Annotated in this window: 15 protein-coding genes and 3 rRNA genes; 17 read left to right on the top strand and 1 reads right to left on the bottom strand. The window is 47.9% G+C overall.

Annotated elements, in window-relative coordinates:
• The first annotated feature begins 109 nt into the window (after positions 1-109).
• The 11 genes from MKY73_RS29425 (at position 110) to MKY73_RS29375 (ending at position 10,298) form a co-directional block, all read left to right on the top strand.
• Positions 110-1,720: an anthranilate synthase component I family protein gene (locus MKY73_RS29425; protein WP_339304959.1), complete on the top strand. Its 1,611-nt coding sequence runs from the start codon at positions 110-112 to the stop codon at positions 1,718-1,720.
• 50 nt (positions 1,721-1,770) lie between these two features.
• Positions 1,771-2,346 (top strand): aminodeoxychorismate/anthranilate synthase component II, encoded by a 576-nt coding sequence (pabA, locus tag MKY73_RS29420; RefSeq protein ID WP_339304957.1) that lies wholly within the window; start codon positions 1,771-1,773, stop codon positions 2,344-2,346.
• A gap of 1 nt (position 2,347) precedes the next feature.
• Complete coding sequence (locus tag MKY73_RS29415) at positions 2,348-3,232, top strand: aminotransferase class IV (RefSeq protein ID WP_339304955.1); 885 nt, start codon at positions 2,348-2,350, stop codon at positions 3,230-3,232.
• Positions 3,229-4,092 (top strand): dihydropteroate synthase, encoded by an 864-nt coding sequence (gene folP / locus MKY73_RS29410; protein WP_339304953.1) that lies wholly within the window; start codon positions 3,229-3,231, stop codon positions 4,090-4,092. The genes MKY73_RS29415 and folP overlap by 4 nt, the downstream gene beginning before the upstream one ends.
• Before the next feature lie 117 nt (positions 4,093-4,209).
• A complete protein-coding gene (gene folB, locus MKY73_RS29405) occupies positions 4,210-4,572 on the top strand; it encodes a dihydroneopterin aldolase (RefSeq protein ID WP_339238951.1) in 363 nt (120 codons plus the stop codon).
• Positions 4,573-4,581: 9 nt separating this feature from the next.
• Positions 4,582-5,130 (top strand): 2-amino-4-hydroxy-6-hydroxymethyldihydropteridine diphosphokinase, encoded by a 549-nt coding sequence (gene folK, locus MKY73_RS29400; protein ID WP_339304952.1) that lies wholly within the window; start codon positions 4,582-4,584, stop codon positions 5,128-5,130.
• Positions 5,082-5,285: a helix-turn-helix transcriptional regulator gene (locus tag MKY73_RS29395; RefSeq protein ID WP_339304950.1), complete on the top strand. Its 204-nt coding sequence runs from the start codon at positions 5,082-5,084 to the stop codon at positions 5,283-5,285. Before folK ends, MKY73_RS29395 begins: the two co-directional genes overlap by 49 nt.
• A gap of 96 nt (positions 5,286-5,381) precedes the next feature.
• Positions 5,382-6,401: a tRNA dihydrouridine synthase DusB gene (gene dusB / locus MKY73_RS29390; protein WP_339238953.1), complete on the top strand. Its 1,020-nt coding sequence runs from the start codon at positions 5,382-5,384 to the stop codon at positions 6,399-6,401.
• 245 nt (positions 6,402-6,646) lie between these two features.
• Positions 6,647-7,126, top strand: a complete 480-nt coding sequence (gene greA, locus MKY73_RS29385; RefSeq protein ID WP_076216743.1) for a transcription elongation factor GreA — start codon at positions 6,647-6,649, stop codon at positions 7,124-7,126.
• Between the two features lie 116 nt (positions 7,127-7,242).
• Positions 7,243-8,754 (top strand): lysine--tRNA ligase, encoded by a 1,512-nt coding sequence (gene lysS / locus MKY73_RS29380; protein WP_339238954.1) that lies wholly within the window; start codon positions 7,243-7,245, stop codon positions 8,752-8,754.
• Positions 8,755-8,960: 206 nt separating this feature from the next.
• The gene (locus MKY73_RS29375; RefSeq protein WP_339304948.1) at positions 8,961-10,298 is read left to right on the top strand and encodes a TrkH family potassium uptake protein; all 1,338 of its coding nucleotides are present in this window, start codon (positions 8,961-8,963) and stop codon (positions 10,296-10,298) included.
• Positions 10,299-10,384: 86 nt separating this feature from the next.
• Here the strand turns inward: MKY73_RS29375 and MKY73_RS29370 are convergent, their stop codons facing one another.
• Positions 10,385-10,975 carry a TetR/AcrR family transcriptional regulator gene (locus MKY73_RS29370; RefSeq protein WP_339304946.1) on the bottom strand — a complete coding sequence of 197 codons (591 nt, stop codon included), beginning with the start codon at positions 10,973-10,975 and terminating at the stop codon, positions 10,385-10,387.
• A gap of 88 nt (positions 10,976-11,063) precedes the next feature.
• Between MKY73_RS29370 and MKY73_RS29365 the strand changes: the two genes are divergently transcribed.
• The 6 genes from MKY73_RS29365 (at position 11,064) to MKY73_RS29340 (ending at position 20,669) form a co-directional block, all read left to right on the top strand.
• A complete protein-coding gene (locus tag MKY73_RS29365; protein ID WP_339304944.1) occupies positions 11,064-11,615 on the top strand; it encodes a hypothetical protein in 552 nt (183 codons plus the stop codon).
• 437 nt (positions 11,616-12,052) lie between these two features.
• Positions 12,053-13,604, top strand: a 16S ribosomal RNA gene (locus MKY73_RS29360).
• A gap of 320 nt (positions 13,605-13,924) precedes the next feature.
• Positions 13,925-16,849, top strand: a 23S ribosomal RNA gene (locus tag MKY73_RS29355).
• Between the two features lie 74 nt (positions 16,850-16,923).
• A 5S ribosomal RNA gene (gene rrf / locus MKY73_RS29350) occupies positions 16,924-17,040 on the top strand.
• Together the 16S, 23S and 5S rRNA genes form the textbook arrangement of a ribosomal RNA operon.
• Positions 17,041-17,406: 366 nt before the next feature.
• On the top strand, positions 17,407-18,864 hold the full coding sequence (gene guaB / locus MKY73_RS29345) for an IMP dehydrogenase (RefSeq protein ID WP_339304942.1): 1,458 nt from the start codon (positions 17,407-17,409) through the stop codon (positions 18,862-18,864).
• Between the two features lie 416 nt (positions 18,865-19,280).
• Positions 19,281-20,669, top strand: a complete 1,389-nt coding sequence (locus MKY73_RS29340; protein ID WP_339304940.1) for a D-alanyl-D-alanine carboxypeptidase family protein — start codon at positions 19,281-19,283, stop codon at positions 20,667-20,669.
• The last annotated feature ends 131 nt before the right edge of the window (positions 20,670-20,800 follow it).

The raw sequence follows: 20,800 nt of genomic DNA, 5'->3' as shown, positions 1-20,800 counted from the left end.
CCCGCTGACGGGTATGGAGGATTTTTGGTGTAATGCTTTTAAAAGGAGCGGCGCTTTAGTATACTATCAGACAATAGAACTAGCGACAGATGGAGGGCGGCAAACCGCAATGACACACCTGATGACAACATACGCCGACTGGATGGAGTGGGCTGAGCAAGGCTGGACCATGATGCCCTATATCACCAAGTCGGATGAGGGGCCGTATCATGGCGGTTTACCGTTATCTTGGGAGGCAGCCTGGGAACAGGCGTCACCCTACGCAATGGTGTTGGAGAATGGCAAAGGCGGAAGATATACATTTCTGGGACTAGACCCCGTATCCGTTATTTCCGGGAAGGGTCAGGAAGCGGTTATTCGTGATGTACCGGAAGGAACCACCTCGACGGATAGTGGCAAGCCGCTTGATGTATTGAAGAGATGGACAGCCCCTTATCGTGCGCCTAAGGTTGCTGGGGCTCCAGACTTTGGGGGTGGATACGCAGGTTATCTCAGCTATGATGTAGCGAGATCGTTGGAGAAGCTCCCAGCCTTGGCTGAAGATAACCCGGCTCTGCCGGATTACTGGTGGATGCGTTTTGAAGAAATATGGGCGTATGACCATCAGCAACAGGCACTTTTCTGCATGGTTCATCTGGCTGTAGAGCCTAATCCGAACGAAACCGATATCCGTGGTCTATATGCAGTGGCCGAAGCACGAGCGATAGCGATGCAGCAACGATGGCTTCATATTATGGGGGTTGCGCAGGCCGAGGAACAAATGCAGGCACTGGAACGCCGCAACAAGCAGGTCAATCGTACACCGCAGCCTGAAGATGCGAACAGGGAATCCGAAGGGTGGGCAACCTCCTTCCCACAGGAGGAATTTGAACAGGCTGTACGCACAGTACAGGAATATATCAGACAGGGCGATGTGTTCCAGGTGAATCTGTCCTTGAGACAGGAAAAACGGCTTCATTCGAGCGCTGAGCATATTTATGAATGGCTGCGCCTCGTGAATCCATCACCGTATATGGGTATGCTTCGTAGTCCAGACTTTCAACTGGTAAGCGGATCTCCCGAGCTGCTGGTCAAAGTGGAGAACGGGAAAGTCAGTGCACGTCCCATCGCAGGAACCCGAAGAAGGGGCCGTGATGAGGCAGAGGATAAGGCTATGGCGGATGAACTGCTGGGCAGTGAGAAGGAACGGGCAGAGCATATTATGCTCGTCGATCTGGAACGTAATGATATCGGACGGATTGCAGCCTACGGTTCGGTTCATGTGCCTGAATTGATGACCATCGAGAAGTATTCCCATGTCATGCATCTCGTTTCCCAGGTGGAAGGCAGACTGGCAGAAGGGTTATCCGTATTTGATGTGATTGCTGCGACATTCCCGGGTGGAACGATTACCGGAGCGCCCAAAGTCCGCACCATGGAGATTATCGAGGAGCTTGAGCCTGTGCGTCGTGGACCTTATACGGGTTCCATCGGGTGGATGGATTACAGTGGAAATATGGAATTGAACATCGTCATCCGTACACTTGCCATTAAGGATGGTATTGGTTATGTACAGGCCGGTGCAGGCATTGTCATTGATTCCGATCCATATCGGGAATACAAGGAATGTCGCAACAAGGCAAGAGCGATGATGAGAGCTGTGAATTACAGCGAAGAGGCAGAAGCAAGCAGAGCTATGGAACAAGAACAAGCGGAGCGAACGGAAGCGATTAAAAAATAAAACGAAGCAACCGTCATTAGCATTGACGGAAGATGAGGAGGCGCAGGCATATGATACTGGTTATCGATAATTACGATTCCTTCACGTACAACCTGGTTCAATATCTGGGTGAACTGGGTGAGACGGTGGAAGTCCGCCGCAACGACGAGATTGATTTGGCAGGCATAGAGGCACTGGCACCTAATCATATTCTGATCTCTCCGGGTCCTTGTACACCGAATGAAGCAGGTATTAGCCTGGCAGTCATCGAGCATTTCAAAGGAAGCATTCCGATCTTTGGTGTTTGCCTGGGGCATCAGTCCATTGGACAAGCGTTTGGTGGCAATGTCATTCGTGCGGAGCGCATGATGCACGGCAAAACATCCGAGATGCACCATAATGGAACATCCGTATTTGCCGGATTGCCATCCCCGTTTACAGCTACCCGTTATCACTCCCTCATTGTAGAGCGCAGCAGTCTGCCGGACTGCCTGGAGATTACAGCGGAGACAGCTGAAGGTGAAATTATGGGTTTGCGTCACAAAGAATATGCGATTGAAGGGGTTCAATTCCACCCGGAATCCATTATTACAGACCATGGGCATCAGATGCTTCGCAACTTCTTGTCCCAACAGGTGAAGGTATAATATGCAATATGCCGCGATAAACGGAGAGTTGGTTAATATGGCGGCAGCCGTGGTTCCTGTAACGGATCACGGCTTTTTGTACGGACTTGGATTGTTCGAGACGTTTCGGACCTATCGAGGCATCCCTTTTCTGCTGGAACGGCATCTGGAGCGGATGGCTTCGGGGTGTGAAGAACTGGGCATTCCTTTTACAACGACCGCGGCAGAGGTGACAGATTGGATTCAACGTTTGATGCAGGCGAATGAACTTCAGGATGCATACGTCCGATACACGGTATCCGCAGGTGAAGCGCCGCTAGGTTTACCTTCTGGTGATTATTCGAAACCAAATCATATTTTACTGGCAAGAACTTTACCTGAGCCCACTCCCTCTTTATATGAAAGTGGCAAAATGCTTCAAAGGTTGTCTACACCACGCAACACGCCCGAAGGTGAAGTCCGATTCAAGTCACTGCATTACATGAACAGCATTCTGGCGAAACGGGAGCTGAATGCGTATGGGCAGGATGCACAGGGTGCAGAAGGTCTACAATTAACCCGTGACGGGCATGTCGCTGAGGGCATTGTCAGCAATGTATTTTGGATACGGGAAAATGTGCTCTACACGCCAGCACTCTCAACCGGCATTCTGCCAGGCATCACGAGAGCCGTGGTGCTTGAGATCGCCACGGAGCAAGGCATTCCTTGCATAGAAACGTTAGCTGCCTGGCAAGATCTTCTGCGAGCAGATGAAATATTTCTAACAGGCTCAGTTGCCGAACTGCTTCCGGTTACGACTCTGCGGGATCAGGACGGAGTCGTAACGATAATCAGCAACGGACATATAGGCCCGGTTACAACAGTCCTTCTGGGTATGTACCGGCAGAAAGCGGGGTATACTTCATGACACTTACACCTGTCATCTATGAACGGAACTATGCATGGGGGCCAGCTGAGTTGAAGCTGGGTGCAAGAACACAGATTATGGGCATTCTTAACGTCACACCTGACTCATTCTCGGATGGTGGTCGGTATACCAACGTGGAGCGGGCGGTTGCTCATGCCATGCAGATGATGGAGGACGGGGCGGACCTTATTGATATCGGCGGGGAGTCCACACGGCCAGGTTCAAATGTAGTGGGCGCCGATGAAGAGCTGAGCCGGATCATTCCGGTTATCGAAGCATTGCATCAGCAAGCCCCGCACATTCCGATATCGGTAGACACGTATAAGGCCGATGTTGCGCGTCAAGCTATTCTGGCCGGTGCCCATATCATTAATGATGTGTGGGGGGCCAAGGCAGATCCAGATATGGCACGCACGGCAGCAGCGCTGGGGTGTCCCATTATTCTGATGCATAATCGACAGGAACGAAACTATACCGATTATTTGAGTGATGTCGTCAGCGATTTGCAGGAGAGCATACAGATTGCGCTGGGATCCGGTGTAAAAGCAGATCAGATTATCCTAGACCCGGGCATTGGTTTTGTGAAGGATCTCGCAGAAAATCTGAAGCTCATGTCATCGCTCGGTGTACTCAATGAAATGGGTTATCCGGTTCTGCTAGCCACCTCACGCAAAAGATTCATCCAGAACACCCTGGATGTTGGTGCCGATGATGCGCTGGAAGGAACGGCTGCGACTGTTGCCTTCGGCATCGCCCAAGGCTGCCAGATGGTTCGGGTTCATGATGTGAAGTCGATTCGGCGGACGGCAGACATGTGTGATGCCATGTTATACGCTTCTCCGGGTATACGGAGGAAATAATTCTGGCGGGTCAAAGTGACCCGTCCAGTGGAAGCGCAGCGTTTTTTAAAAGGCGATGCTAAGGGATAACTTCAAATAGATTAGAATTTCAATATATATAGAGGGCAGGCGGATCGTATGGATAGAATGGTTATGCATCGCATGGAGTATTACGGATATCACGGTGTATTTGCCGAGGAGCGGAAGCTAGGGGCACGTTACTATATTGATCTGGAGATTGACATGGACCTGAGTGAGGCTGGACGTAATGATGATCTGACCAAAACGATCAATTATGCGGAGATCCATGAGCTGGTCAAACAGATTGTAGAGAACAAATCATTCCAGTTAATTGAAGCTTTGGGCGAACATATTGCATCTTCTTTACTAGACACTTATACTATTATCAATGCATTGACAGTCAAGGTGACGAAGCCACATCCGCCATTCGATATTCATTTTGAGGGCGTAACGGTAGAGCTTCGCCGCACAAGAAAGTGAGAACCGATCATGATTGCACATTCGACCTCTGAATCTTCAGAGGCTTATATTGCTTTAGGGGCCAATTTGGGTGACCGGGAAGAGACATTGCTTGAGGCGTTGTCTTTGCTCGATGAACACCCTCATATATCCGTTCTGCGTTGTTCTTCGCTATATGAGACGGAACCTGTAGGGTATGTAGATCAGCCTGCGTTTCTGAATATGGCAGTCGCCGTACAGGTGATGCTGACACCGGAGCAGTTGCTTACGGAATTACTGGATATCGAGAACCGGCTTGGTCGTGTTCGTGATATTCGCTGGGGACCGCGCACCGTTGATCTGGATCTGCTCTGGATGCAGGGTGAGACGCGAGATACCGAATTGCTCCAATTGCCTCATCCCCGAATGGGCGAACGGGCTTTTGTACTGGTCCCACTGTCGGATATCGTACCGGAGGACGAGGTTTCAGGTTTGTATACCTTTGTACACGCATCGTTGTCTGTACTGGATGGAAAGGATGGAATACAGCTTTGGAAAACATGCAATTGGCCAATCGAATCCGGGCATTCCGGAAGCTGAAAGGTTTAACACAACATGAACTTGCTGCCGAGACCGGCATCTCGCTGGCCATTCTGGGAGCCATTGAGCGGGGGAACCGTAAGGTATCACAGCAAGAACTGGATCGAATTGCTGGTGTGCTGGCAATCAGTATCGAGGAGTTGCAGGGTAACTAGGACCGTTTCGGTTTTGTCATGCTATAACAATAGAGATATCGATCGAACCATAATCGTTGATTCATATAGAATTGTAAAAGGAGTGAAACGACTACCGTGCTTAACATTGGTGGCATTGAAATGAAAAATCAGGTCGTACTTGCGCCGATGGCTGGCGTATGTAATCCGGCTTTTCGATTAATCGCAAAAGAATTCGGAACAGGCCTCGTATGTGCGGAGATGGTGAGTGGCAAAGCCATTGTCCATGGCAACCAGCGTACACGGGAGATGTTGTTTGTAGATGAGCGTGAGAAACCGCTGAGCCTTCAGATTTTTGGAGGAGATCGTGATTCCCTCATAGAAGCAGCCAAGATTGTGGACAAGGAAACGAATGCAGACATCATCGACATTAACATGGGATGCCCTGTGCCTAAGGTAACAAAATGTGATGCAGGTGCACGTTGGTTGCTTGATCCGAACAAGATCTATGAGATGGTATCCGCTGTAGTAGATGCGGTTGAGAAGCCGGTAACGGTCAAGATGCGTATTGGCTGGGATAACGAGCATATCTTCGCGGTTGAGAATGCGCTCGCGGTGGAACGTGCAGGTGGACAGGCGGTAAGTGTACACGGCCGAACACGAGAGCAACTCTATACAGGCACTGCTGACTGGTCACACATCAAAGATGTTAAAGAGGCTGTCTCTATTCCGGTGATCGGCAACGGTGATGTCCATACACCAGAGGACGCACGCCGTATGCTGGATGAAACGGGCTGTGACGGAGTTATGATTGGTCGTGCCGCGCTGGGAAACCCATGGATGCTGTATCGTACCATTCAATACTTAAGCACGGGTGAATTGCTTCCTGACCCGAATGGTGAAGAGAAGATCCGTGTTGCCATCCTGCATATGGATCGTCTGATTGCATTGAAGAATGAGACAGTTGCCGTACGCGAGATGCGTAAACATCTAGCTTGGTATCTGAAAGGCTTGAAAGGATCTGCCCGTATCAAGGATGTTATTATGGAAGGCACCAAGCGGGATGAGATGGTACAGATTCTGGAGAACTTTGTGAGTCAGCTGAAAAGTGAAGGTAATTTGGAGTCAGAACCGGTGATTGCCGGAAGTGCATCGTAATTAAGTCTGTAAAACGTTTACAGCTACAGATGACGTAACATTGACTTTTCGAGATCGTTCCCCTATACTTTCACAGTATAAATTCGCCATGTGCGTTAATTAAAGGCTAGTCATCAGGAGGAATATTCTATTTCTCTGGAGAACTTCATATAGTTTTGAAGATGTATGCGGGCGGAGCTATGTAATTACCACTGATTCCGTTGCCGTACAATCAAATTATTCCCATGACAGGAGAATCGGTTGAGATGAGCGACAAGGAAGTTATCCTTACACCAGAGGGACTTAAGAAGCTGGAAGAAGAACTGGAAACATTGAAATCAGTGAAGCGCCGCGAAGTGGCTGAACGGATTAAGGTAGCCATCGGGTATGGAGATATCAGTGAGAACTCTGAATACGAAGATGCCAAGAACGAACAGGCTTTCATTGAAGGTCGTATTATTACTTTGGAGAAAATGCTTCGGAACGCACGCATTATTAACAGTGATGAGATTGACACCGATGTCGTGAGTGTAGGTGCAACAGTTACTGTGGAAGATTTGGAATTCGGCGACATCACAGAATATACAATTGTAGGTTCTGCTGAATCAAACCCGCTTCAGAACAAGATTTCCAACGAAAGCCCTGTCGGTAAAGCGATCTTGGGCAAGAAAAATGGTACAGTTGTTGATGTAAGTGTGCCTGCTGGCGTAATTCAATATAAAATTGTAGATATTAAAAAGCTATAGTAACGAAGCAGTTGGGCACGGTAAACAAAAGCTTCCTTAGGGAAGCTTTTTCAACATTTGAGGAAGAGTGTCCTCACGCGATGCCTGCAATGTAAATAAGGAGATGAATATAGATCATGACGGATGAAGTCTTGAATCAGGAAACCGAACTTAGCGAGCTTTTACAAATTCGCCGTGACAAATTGGACGAGCTCCGCAAATTGGGAATCGATCCTTTTGGCCAAAAATACGTACGTAACGAAGAAGCCGGCTCCATTCTGAAAAAGTATGAAGAACTGACCAAGGAAGAGCTGGAAGAGAAGCACATCGAAGTCAGTATTGCCGGACGGATTATGGCGAAGCGGGGAATGGGTAAAGCAAGCTTTGCACATATTCAGGACCTGAGCGGCAGAATCCAGATCTATGTTCGTCAGGATACCGTACCTGAGGACAAGTATGCGGCATTCAGCCTGCTGGACCTTGGCGATATCGTTGGGGTAACTGGCGTAATCTTTAAGACCAAAACAGGTGAAACTTCTGTCAAAGTTAAAGATCTTGAAGTGCTGTCCAAATCGCTCTATCCGCTTCCGGACAAATTCCATGGTCTCACTGACGTGGAGCTTCGTTATCGCCAGCGTTATGTTGACTTGATTATGAGCCCGGACGTACAACAGACCTTTATCGCACGTTCCAAAATCATTCAATCAATGCGTCGTTACCTGGATTCCCTTGGATATCTGGAAGTGGAAACACCTACGTTGCATACCATCGCAGGAGGAGCTGCAGCACGTCCGTTCATCACACATCACAATGCGCTGGATATGGAATTGTACATGCGAATTGCGATTGAGCTTCACCTGAAACGTCTGATTGTTGGCGGACTGGAGAAGGTGTATGAGATCGGCCGTGTATATCGGAACGAAGGGATGTCCACACGCCACAATCCGGAATTCACAATGATTGAATTGTATGAGGCATATGCCGATTACAAGGACATTATGCAATTGACGGAGAACTTGGTAGCTCATATTGCACAGGAGGTACTGGGTACACAAGTGATCCAGTATGGAGACCATGAAGTAGATCTTACGCCGCAGTGGCGTCGTGTTACGATGGTGGATGCAGTTAAGGAAGTTGTGGGCGTAGACTTCTCCGTACATATGACGGATGAGGAAGCACATAACTTGGCGAAGGAACATAAGGTTCCGGTTGAAAAACATATGACATTTGGTCATATTCTGAACGCGTTCTTTGAAGAATTTGTGGAAGAGACGTTGATTCAACCGACATTCATCACGGGACATCCTCTTGAAATCTCACCACTGGCGAAGAAAAACGATGTAGACCCGCGCTTCACGGATCGTTTCGAATTGTTCATCGTTGGACGCGAGCATGCCAATGCCTTCACAGAGCTGAATGATCCAATTGATCAACGTCAACGCTTTGAAGCACAGATGCTGGAGAAAGAACATGGGAACGACGAAGCTCATGAGATGGATGATGACTTCATCCGTGCGCTTGAATACGGTATGCCTCCGACAGGCGGATTGGGAATCGGGGTTGATCGTCTGATCATGCTGCTGACCAACTCCCCTTCGATTCGTGACGTACTGCTCTTCCCGCACATGCGTCCTCGTACGCAAGATTAAATAAGGAACGTACCATACGTTCATAATAGAAGAGGAACCTGCGTTCAGTATGATGCTGAGGCAAGTTCCTCTTTAGGTTTACATAGGCGCTTAAAATAATGTTCATCAGAACGTTCTGTTCAAAGCACAACAACAATATGGTGGAACTGCGTCGTGGATTCAAGTTAGACTAACTTGTTCGTATTTTGTTAAAAGAGGTGCCCTTCATGAAGTTCAGGCTTCACTTTGCCAAATTTTTATCTCCCCCGTTAATCCTGGTCGGTGGTTTTCTGCTTATCATTGCGATTGGAACAGTGCTTCTCATGTTGCCAATCTCTAACCAAAGTGGTGAGCATTTGGCGTTTATTGACGCGCTCTTTACATCAACCTCTGCCGCATGTGTGACAGGACTTGTCGTCGTGGATGTAGGGACGACCTTTAATCTGTTTGGTCAGCTCGTCATTATGGTATTAATGCAGCTTGGTGGACTCGGTTTCATGACCATAGCTACCCTTTTTGCACTTGTATTGGGCAGACGAATCTCACTCAAGGACAGGCTACTGCTCAAAGAAGCCATTAATGCAGACAGTATGGAAGGGATTGTACGCATTATCCGCAAGGTGTTGATCTTCTCTTTTACCATTGAAGGGGTGGCTGCTGTCATACTGGCGATGCGTTGGGCAACAGAGATGCCATTGATTCGGGCTGTATACTATGGAATATTTCATTCCGTTTCATTGTTTAATAATGGGGGATTTGATCTGTTAGGCAACAGCTTTCAATATTACACTGGAGACTGGATATTCAACCTGATTGCATCCGTGCTTGTTATCTCTGGTGGACTAGGTTTTGTTGTGTTAAATGATCTGTTTGAGTATCGCAAACGCCGTCGTCTTTCCCTACAGTCGAAACTGGTGCTGTCTGTGTCGGGAGCGCTGATTGGTATAGGCGCAATTGTGTTGTTTGTTTTTGAATTTACCAATGGACATACACTGGCTTCACTCACCTGGAGCGAGAAGATCTATGCATCCTTCTTCCAGTCAGTCTCTACACGTTCGTCTGGAACAAGTACAATCGATATCACGGAGATGAGGCAGGCTACCCAATTTTTCTTCATTCTGCTGATGTTTATCGGGGCTTCCCCAGGATCGACCGGGGGCGGGATCAAGACGACTACATTCCTGATCATGATTGGTGCAGTGTATGCCATGATTCGGGGCAATAAAGATATCGTGTTTTTCCGCCAGCGTGTCCCGAAGGAGCTGTTGATGAGAGCGTTGACCATTATTATGGTTTCTCTGATCATATTCATGATCGTGGTGATGCTTCTCCTTACGACCGAGGATGCACCATTCCTTTCACTGATGTTCGAAGCTGCATCGGCTATTGGTACCGTGGGTCTTTCTGTGGGAGTAACGGATGAGTTGACCAATTGGGGAAAAATCATTATTACCTTTACCATGTTTGTAGGTCGTATTGGGCCATTAACCATCGCGTATGCTCTTCGTCCGCGCAAAGAGAAGAAACTGTATCGTCATCCGGAGGGCCGGATCATTATCGGATAAAAAGAAAAACCGTCAGACATTCAGAACTAACTCCTGTTATCGTAACAGGGCTTGGTCATAACGAATGTGCTGCGGTTTTTTTTGGTTTAACGGCATAAGGAGGCAAGATGCACACCAAGGATATCATCCATGAGTTTGGCATTCATCTGATCGGGTCTAAGCACCGTATGGATACCCAAGCCATCCACGAGTGCATACAATCTCTCGATCTCAAGTTTAATATCAAGATTTGGTCTCGTGAGATCATGTTCGATCAGGTGAGTGATAACATAGCCTACAGCCAGTCTGAGTTCATCATACACTGTATCGGCAAGTTCTTTGAGCGTTGCATCGGTTTTGGATCTGGCTGTAAAAGCGTACCACACCTCCATTTCGGCCAGTTTTTCATCTGTGTTTGGTAATAACTCGAGTAATAAACATTTCATATTATCCACGGGAGATCCGGTGAAGGACATGTGTTGGATTCGGTTGGATACCCGTTCGGATACCAGATTCATGGCATATAGTAGTAGTTCTGACTGAGTGGAAAAGTAGTGACGCATCGAACCAACCGAAATTCCTGCTTCTTCAGCGATATTCCGAACAGAGGCTTGTTCCATGCCATCTCTTCGTATAACACGCCAAGCTGCCTCGGCCACGAGCATACGCTGTTTATCATGATCAACAATTTTAGGCATAAGAACATTATATCATTGTTGATTATTATGATACAAATGTGCTAAATTATATTTAATACAATCGTATTATAAAAAAGGGGGCTAATAGATGATTGGTTATATCATTATAGGATGTGAGATTGCCTTTTGGGTGTTTGTGTTTGCGGGTCTAAGTGTCAGGTATCTTCTTGGCATGAAAAGGTTAGGCATTGGTTTGTTGATGGCTACACCAATAGTGGATCTGTTGTTGCTGGTGGCCACTGTGATAGATCTTCAAGGTGGAGCTACAGCGAGCATGATTCATGGTATTGCTGCGGTGTATATCGGAGTAAGTATCGCCTATGGTCATCAGATGATCACTTGGGCGGATCGATATTTCCTGTATTGGTTCAAAGGCGGAGAGAATCCTCGTAGCAACAAGTTATATGGAAGGGACCATGCACGTCATGAGCGTAATGGATGGTTTAGACATCTTTTGGCTTGGGCAATAGGTAGTGCATTTCTATTCGCCATGATCTGGTGGATTGGGGATGCTGAACGTACAGCCGTCTTCTATAATCTGATTAAAATGTGGGGAATCATAATCGGAATCGATTTTATAATAAGCTTTAGCTATAGTTTATGGCCAAGAAAAGTTCCTGCTAGGAATGTTAAACAATAAAATCAAGCGGGACGCGCATAAGAATCTGCTATATTGGGAGGCCACTCTATATTCATTTAGGACGTATCATTTCGGTAACTATAAAAGTTGAAAAAAAGACTTGCAATCAAAATCTGTACATGGTATATTCTAAATCCGGCCAAGAAAACACGGTTTACACGGTGCGGCAAGTTAATCAAATAAGCTTCGAAAGAAACTTAAAAAAAGAGCTTGCAAAGTTGGTTCGGATGTGGTAAGATATAAAAGTTGCTGAAGAGAATGACATTCGGTAACAAAACAAGTTTGATCTTTGAAAACTGAACAACGAGTGAGTGAACATTCTGCTTGCAGAATGAACGCGAAAGTTTGAAACAAGCCTTGGCTTGGATCGGCTGGAGCACAAATGAGATTTTTAATCTCGTCAGATTCAAAATGAGCTTATCGCTCTTTTCAATACTTTATTGGAGAGTTTGATCCTGGCTCAGGACGAACGCTGGCGGCATGCCTAATACATGCAAGTCGAGCGGAGTTGATAAGAAGCTTGCTTCTTTGAGACTTAGCGGCGGACGGGTGAGTAACACGTAGGCAACCTGCCCTCAAGTTTGGGACAACTACCGGAAACGGTAGCTAATACCGAATAGTTGTTTTCTTCGCCTGAAGGAAACTGGAAAGACGGAGCAATCTGTCACTTGGGGATGGGCCTGCGGCGCATTAGCTAGTTGGTGGGGTAACGGCTCACCAAGGCGACGATGCGTAGCCGACCTGAGAGGGTGATCGGCCACACTGGGACTGAGACACGGCCCAGACTCCTACGGGAGGCAGCAGTAGGGAATCTTCCGCAATGGGCGAAAGCCTGACGGAGCAATGCCGCGTGAGTGATGAAGGTTTTCGGATCGTAAAGCTCTGTTGCCAGGGAAGAACGCTTGGGAGAGTAACTGCTCTCAAGGTGACGGTACCTGAGAAGAAAGCCCCGGCTAACTACGTGCCAGCAGCCGCGGTAATACGTAGGGGGCAAGCGTTGTCCGGAATTATTGGGCGTAAAGCGCGCGCAGGCGGTCATTTAAGTCTGGTGTTTAATCCCGGGGCTCAACCCCGGATCGCACTGGAAACTGGGTGACTTGAGTGCAGAAGAGGAGAGTGGAATTCCACGTGTAGCGGTGAAATGCGTAGATATGTGGAGGAACACCAGTGGCGAAGGCGACTCTCTGGGCTGTAACTGACGCTGAGGCGCGAAAGCGTGGGGAGCAAACAGGATTAGATACCCTGGTAGTCCACGCCGTAAACGATGAGTGCTAGGTGTTAGGGGTTTCGATACCCTTGGTGCCGAAGTTAACACATTAAGCACTCCGCCTGGGGAGTACGGTCGCAAGACTGAAACTCAAAGGAATTGACGGGGACCCGCACAAGCAGTGGAGTATGTGGTTTAATTCGAAGCAACGCGAAGAACCTTACCAGGTCTTGACATCCCTCTGACCGGTACAGAGATGTACCTTTCCTTCGGGACAGAGGAGACAGGTGGTGCATGGTTGTCGTCAGCTCGTGTCGTGAGATGTTGGGTTAAGTCCCGCAACGAGCGCAACCCTTGATCTTAGTTGCCAGCATTTCGGATGGGCACTCTAAGGTGACTGCCGGTGACAAACCGGAGGAAGGTGGGGATGACGTCAAATCATCATGCCCCTTATGACCTGGGCTACACACGTACTACAATGGCCGGTACAACGGGCTGTGAAGCCGCGAGGTGGAACGAATCCTAAAAAGCCGGTCTCAGTTCGGATTGCAGGCTGCAACTCGCCTGCATGAAGTCGGAATTGCTAGTAATCGCGGATCAGCATGCCGCGGTGAATACGTTCCCGGGTCTTGTACACACCGCCCGTCACACCACGAGAGTTTATAACACCCGAAGTCGGTGGGGTAACCGCAAGGAGCCAGCCGCCGAAGGTGGGATAGATGATTGGGGTGAAGTCGTAACAAGGTAGCCGTATCGGAAGGTGCGGCTGGATCACCTCCTTTCTATGGAGAATCGTTTCCTGTAACGGAAACATTCAAATATAAAATCTAGCCAGGTCGGCTAGTTACTCACTCGTTGCTCAGTTTTGAGAGCTCAAACTCTCAAACAGCTTGCTTTTGCATGGAGCTTGTTCTTTGAAAACTAGATATCGAAACGAAAGTTAATGCGAATTAGAACATTCCTTTTTAGCTGAACTTGTGTATAACAAGTTTCAATAAAAACGGTAGTTAATTGCTGTTGCGATGGTATCGAGTGGGAGCGACTTTTGGCTTTGGACACAGTCCAAAACAAGGGAAGCGAGCGATCGAAACCGGAGCAATTTGGTTAAGCTACTAAGAGCACACGGAGGATGCCTAGGCGCTAGGAGCCGATGAAGGACGTGGCGAACAACGAAACTGCCTCGGGGAGCTGTAAGCAAGCTTTGATCCGGGGGTGTCCGAATGGGGAAACCCAGCTGGGGTAATTTCCAGTTACTCACAACTGAATACATAGGTTGTGTAGAGGCATACCAGGGGAACTGAAACATCTAAGTACCCTGAGGAAGAGAAAACAATAGTGATTCCGTCAGTAGCGGCGAGCGAACGCGGAGAAGCCCAAACCAGAGAGCTTGCTCTTTGGGGTTGTGGGACGTCTCACATGGAGTTACAAAGGAACCGGTTAAGCGAAGAGGTCTGGAAAGGCCCGCCAAAGAAGGTAAAAGCCCTGTAATTGAAAGTCTGTTCCCTCCGAGACGGATCCCGAGTAGTGCGGGGCACGTGAAACCCCGTATGAATCCGGCAGGACCATCTGCCAAGGCTAAATACTTCCTAGCGACCGATAGTGAAGCAGTACCGTGAGGGAAAGGTGAAAAGCACCCCGGAAGGGGAGTGAAATAGAACCTGAAACCGTGTGCTTACAAAAAGTCAGAGCCCGTTTTAGGGGTGATGGCGTGCCTTTTGTAGAATGAACCGGCGAGTTACGTTCCCGTGCAAGGTTAAGGTGAAGAGCCGGAGCCGCAGCGAAAGCGAGTCTGAATAGGGCGACATAGTACGTGGACGTAGACCCGAAACCGGGTGATCTACCCCTGTCCAGGGTGAAGGTGCGGTAACACGCACTGGAGGCCCGAACCCACGCACGTTGAAAAGTGCGGGGATGAGGTGGGGGTAGCGGAGAAATTCCAATCGAACTCGGAGATAGCTGGTTCTCCCCGAAATAGCTTTAGGGCTAGCCTCGGAAAACAGAGTCGTGGAGGTAGAGCACTGATTGGGTGCGGGGCCCGCAAGGGTTACCAAGCTCAGTCAAACTCCGAATGCCATAGACTTACTTCCGGGAGTCAGACAGTGAGTGCTAAGATCCATTGTCAAAAGGGAAACAGCCCAGACCATCAGCTAAGGTCCCCAAGTGTGTGTTAAGTGGGAAAGGATGTGGAGTTGCACAGACAACCAGGATGTTGGCTTAGAAGCAGCCACCATTGAAAGAGTGCGTAATAGCTCACTGGTCGAGTGACTCTGCGCCGAAAATGTAACGGGGCTAAACACACCACCGAAGCTATGGCTTGATGCTTGCATCAGGGGTAGGGGAGCGTTGTATAAGGGTTGAAGGTGTACCGTAAGGAGCGCTGGACATTATACAAGTGAGAATGCCGGTATGAGTAACGAAAAGATCAGTGAGAATCTGATCCGCCGAAAGCCTAAGGGTTCCTGAGGAAGGCTCGTCCGCTCAGGGTAAGTCGGGACCTAAGGCGAGGCCGAAAGGCGTAGTCGAAGGACAACAGGTCGAAATTCCTGTACCACCGTAAGCCGTTATGAGCAATGGGGGGACGCAGTAGGGTAGTGACGCGGACTGATGGATGTCCGTCTAAGCAGTAAGGCTGATGTGTAGGCAAATCCGCACATTGTAAGGCTGAGCTGTGATGGGGAGCGAAAATTATAGTAGCGAAGGTCATGATCTCACACTGCCAAGAAAAGCCTCTAGCCAGGTGAAGGTGCCCGTACCGCAAACCGACACAGGTAGGCGAGAAGAGTATTCTAAGGCGCGCGGAAGAACTCTCGTTAAGGAACTCGGCAAAATGACCCCGTAACTTCGGGAGAAGGGGTGCCCCGGTAGTGTGAATAGCACGAGGGGGCCGCAGTGAAAAGGCCCAAGCGACTGTTTAGCAAAAACACAGGTCTGTGCGAAGCCGTAAGGCGAAGTATACGGGCTGACGCCTGCCCGGTGCTGGAAGGTTAAGGGGAGTGGTTAGGAGCAATCCGAAGCTGTGAACCGAAGCCCCAGTAAACGGCGGCCGTAACTATAACGGTCCTAAGGTAGCGAAATTCCTTGTCAGGTAAATTCTGACCCGCACGAATGGCGTAACGACTTGGGCGCTGTCTCAACGAGAGATCCGGTGAAATTTTAATACCTGTGAAGATGCAGGTTACCCGCGACAAGACGGAAAGACCCCATGGAGCTTTACTGCAGCTTGATATTGAATTTGGGTACGATCTGTACAGGATAGGTGGGAGCCTTTGAAGCGTGAGCGCCAGCTTGCGTGGAGGCAACGTTGGGATACCACCCTGATCGTATCTAGGTTCTAACCTGGTACCGTAATCCGGTGCGGGGACAGTGTCAGGTGGGCAGTTTGACTGGGGCGGTCGCCTCCTAAAGAGTAACGGAGGCGCCCAAAGGTTCCCTCAGAATGGTTGGAAATCATTCGAAGAGTGCAAAGGCATAAGGGAGCTTGACTGCGAGACCTACAAGTCGAGCAGGGACGAAAGTCGGGCTTAGTGATCCGGTGGTACCGCATGGAAGGGCCATCGCTCAACGGATAAAAGCTACCCTGGGGATAACAGGCTTATCTCCCCCAAGAGTCCACATCGACGGGGAGGTTTGGCACCTCGATGTCGGCTCATCGCATCCTGGGGCTGAAGTAGGTCCCAAGGGTTGGGCTGTTCGCCCATTAAAGCGGTACGCGAGCTGGGTTCAGAACGTCGTGAGACAGTTCGGTCCCTATCTGTCGTGGGCGTAGGAAATTTGAGAGGAGCTGTCCTTAGTACGAGAGGACCGGGATGGACGTACCGCTGGTGTACCAGTTGTTCCGCCAGGAGCACCGCTGGGTAGCTATGTACGGACGGGATAAACGCTGAAAGCATCTAAGCGTGAAGCCCCCCTCAAGATGAGATTTCCCAGTATGTAAGACCCCTTGAAGACGACGAGGTAGATAGGCTGGGGGTGGAAGTGCAGCAATGCATGGAGCTGACCAGTACTAATCGGTCGAGGGCTTATCCAATAGCAAGTTGTCATTCGCATGTTTCGTTTCGAATCTAGTTTTCAGAGAACGAACTCTGAAATGTAAGCACCGCGTTTGGTGGCGATGGCGGAGGGGTTCCACACGTACCCATCCCGAACACGACCGTTAAGCCCTCTAGCGCCGATGGTACTTGGACCGCAGGGTCCTGGGAGAGTAGGACGCCGCCAAGCAAAGAACCACTGCCGATGTTATTCGGTGGTGGTTTTTATTTATATACAAATTAGTACTTGAGGTATAAAAAAAGCCTGAAAACGGAAACTTTGTATCCTAAATGGCTCAATAGAAATAGACGTCGTTTGATTTGTGCAGACATTTATAGGTTATATTTTTTCAAGTTGTCCGCACGACAAAAACAGTTGTATTCATCAGGCAATACACCTAATATAACCAAGTACTTTTCCTTGACAGTCTAAATATCGCTTTGCTAAGATGGCAATAATAAATTTTTCAGAAAACGTATTTTCGGCGTAAAATACAGCCTGGAATCTTCGGGTTTTGGACCGTAAAGCTGAGCAACCATAAGGAGGAACACTTGCGTGTGGGAAGATAAATTTGGTAAGGAAGGCCTCACCTTTGATGATGTATTGCTAGTGCCACGGAAATCCGAGACACTGCCTAAAGAAGTAGATGTATCTATTCGTTTAAGCGACACTGTGAAGTTAAATATTCCTTTGATTAGTGCAGGAATGGATACGGTAACTGAAGCGACTTTGGCTATTGCCATTGCACGTGAAGGCGGTATCGGTATCATTCATAAAAATATGTCTGTTGAACAACAGGCTGAAGAAGTAGATCGGGTTAAACGTTCAGAGAGTGGTGTAATTACGAATCCATTCTCACTCACAGCAGATCATCTGGTATCTGATGCAGAAGAAGTTATGGCGAAATATCGGATCTCCGGCGTACCCATTATTGAAGGAGATCAGAAGCTGGTTGGTATTTTAACCAACCGTGATTTGCGTTTTATCCATGATTACGGCATCAAAATCAGCGAAGTTATGACTCGTGAGAATCTGGTTACCGCTCCTGTAGGTACTACATTGCAAGAAGCTGAAGGTATCCTTCAGAAACATAAGATTGAGAAACTTCCATTAGTTGATGAGACGAACACACTGAAAGGTCTTATCACTATTAAAGATATTGAGAAAGCCATTCAATTCCCTCATGCAGCCAAAGATGCTCAAGGTCGTCTGTTGGTTGGTGCAGCGATTGGTATCTCCAAGGACACCTTTGAACGTGCGGATGCTTTGGTACAAGCTGGTGTCGACTTGATTACGGTAGACTCGGCTCATGGACACCACATTAATATCATTGAAGCAGTACGTCAGCTTCGCGAACGTTTCCCTACCCTGACCATCGTTGCAGGTAACGTGGCTACTGGTGAAGCTACTCGTGACCTGATTGAAGCAGGGGCTTCGGTAGTCAAAGTGGGTATTGGTCCAGGGTCGATTTGTACAACACGTGTAATTGCTGGTATTGGTGTACCTCAAGTAACGGCAGTGTACGATTGTGCAACAGTGGCACGTGAATATGGAGTTCCAATTATTGCGGACGGCGGAATTAAATATTCCGGTGAAATTACGAAGGCACTGGCTGCAGGTGCACACGCGGTTATGTTGGGAAGTTTGTTTGCCGGTACAGCGGAAAGCCCGGGGGAAACTGAAATTTTCCAAGGACGTAGCTACAAAGTTTATCGCGGCATGGGTTCAATGGCTGCAATGAAACAAGGTAGTAAAGATCGTTATTTCCAAGATGATGACAAGAAACTGGTTCCAGAAGGAATTGAGGGTCGCGTCGCTTACAAAGGTCCATTGTCTGATACGATTCACCAACTGATTGGTGGTTTGCGTTCCGGTATGGGTTACTGCGGTACAAGCAACCTGGAGCAGCTACGGAACGATACTGGCTTTATTCGTATTACAGGTGCAGGCCTGCGTGAAAGCCATCCACATGATGTACAGATTACAAAAGAAGCACCTAACTACTCTTTGTAATCGGAAGAGAGTTAATTATTTCCAGGACAGGCTCGGTGATTTTCACCGGGTCTGTCTTTTTTTGCAGATACCCCTGTGATAGAATAGAACAAGCGGTGACGATCCATGGATGGATTAAGGCGTTGCGGCGGCTATTTGACGTGAATCTATGAATATGGTTATGAAAAGCAAATGCAGTGCAAGAAAAGGCTGCCAGCCAAACAGAAGCGCGGACGTCCTTTTACATAAGCATTCGCAAAATGCGGACTAAGTGACAATCGATAACGAACTTTAGGAGCAATAATATTGCTCGTTCGATACAGCGCATATAGCACACATCTCACACATCAAACATGCAGTTTAGGGAACAAGAAAATCGCAGCATAAGCTGCACTGAAGCAATTAACAATGCTTTGGATCGAAGGGAGTATTCATCATTGAAAGCCAAACACATGAATAAGAAGAAACGCCAAATGCTCAAAAAGAGCGTAGCCTCGGTAATGCTAATTAACATGCTTTGCATGTCTGCAGTAATGCCAGTCATGGCTGCTGCGAACGACTCCGGGCAGGTCCTGACTGCTGCAGCAACAACAACGAAGACGGAGAAAGCTGTACAGGTACCTGGGGTAGACTCATTAGGGCTTGAGGTTAGGTCAGCCGTTCTCATGGAGGCATCAACGGGGCAGATTTTGCTCAATGTCGATGCAGATAAAGCCATGCCACCTGCCAGTATGACCAAAATGATGACAGAGTACATTGTCGCTGAACAAGTTAAACAAGGTAAACTCGGCTGGGACGATATTGTAACTGTTAAAAAGAATGCTGCACAAAGTGTCGGATCGCGTATTTTCCTTGCTGAAGGGGACCAACACACAGTTAAGGATCTCTATATTGCTATGGCTGTTGGGTCTGCTAATGATGCTACGGTCGCTTTGGCTGAACATGTTGCAGGTTCGGAAGAAGATTTCGTGAAAATGATGAATGATGAAGCGAAGCGTATGGGCATGAAGGATACGTTCTTCATCAACTCTTCCGGTCTCGATCGAGCAGATATGCCTGCTGATTTCCGCCCAGCTGAAGACAAGGAAACAGTCATGTCCGCACTGGATGCTGCAATTCTATGCAGATATATCATCATGGATCACCCAGACTACAAAGATTTTACAACCATTCAATCCTATAAGTTCCGTCCAAATGATAAAGCACCAATAATCAATTATAACTGGATGCTGGAAGCGAATAAAAATATAACCAATTTCAAAAGCTATGCCTATGAAGGTCTGGATGGAATGAAAACAGGCCATACCACGAACGCAGGTAATAACTTTACAGGTACAGCCGAACGTAACGGTATGCGTCTAATTAGTGTTGTTATGGGCACAGATTCGGAATCCGCACGTTTCAGAGAAACTAAAAAGGTGTTGGACTTTGGATTTAACAACTTTGAAGTGAAGCAGGCTGTCGCAGGCAAGACCAAAGTGACGGGCTGGGAAGCTGTACCTTTGAAAAAAGGTAAAGAAACAACCGTTCCTGTCGTAACGGATAATGCGGTAAATTTCGTTGTACCCAAAGGTACTCAGAACCTGGATGTGACGTTCAAAGCCAACGTAACTGAGGCTGACAAGCTGGTAGCACCAATCAAAGCGGGTACGAAGGTTGGTACAGTTACGTACACGTACAAAGCAGATGGAATTGAGCCTCAGGAAAAAACAGTGAACTTGATCACAGCGGAAGAGGCTGATAAAGGCGGATGGTTCCGTTTGTTTTTCCGAGCTGTTAAAGATTTCTTCGTCGATCTTTTTGACGGGATCAAAAACCTGTTCTAGCTTATAGGATACTTCTTGTAAAAAAGTATGATCGTGAATTGGATGATATGTGGTTATATCATTGCCAAAATACAAGTTATTCGACCGGATGGATTGTATATTTACAATTTTTCCGGTAAAATATCAAGTTA

Source organism: Paenibacillus sp. FSL R5-0519, from assembly GCF_037974275.1.
GTDB lineage: Bacteria > Bacillota > Bacilli > Paenibacillales > Paenibacillaceae > Paenibacillus.
Note: the sequence above shows the minus strand (reverse complement) of the source record. Positions and strands in the feature narration are given on the sequence as shown.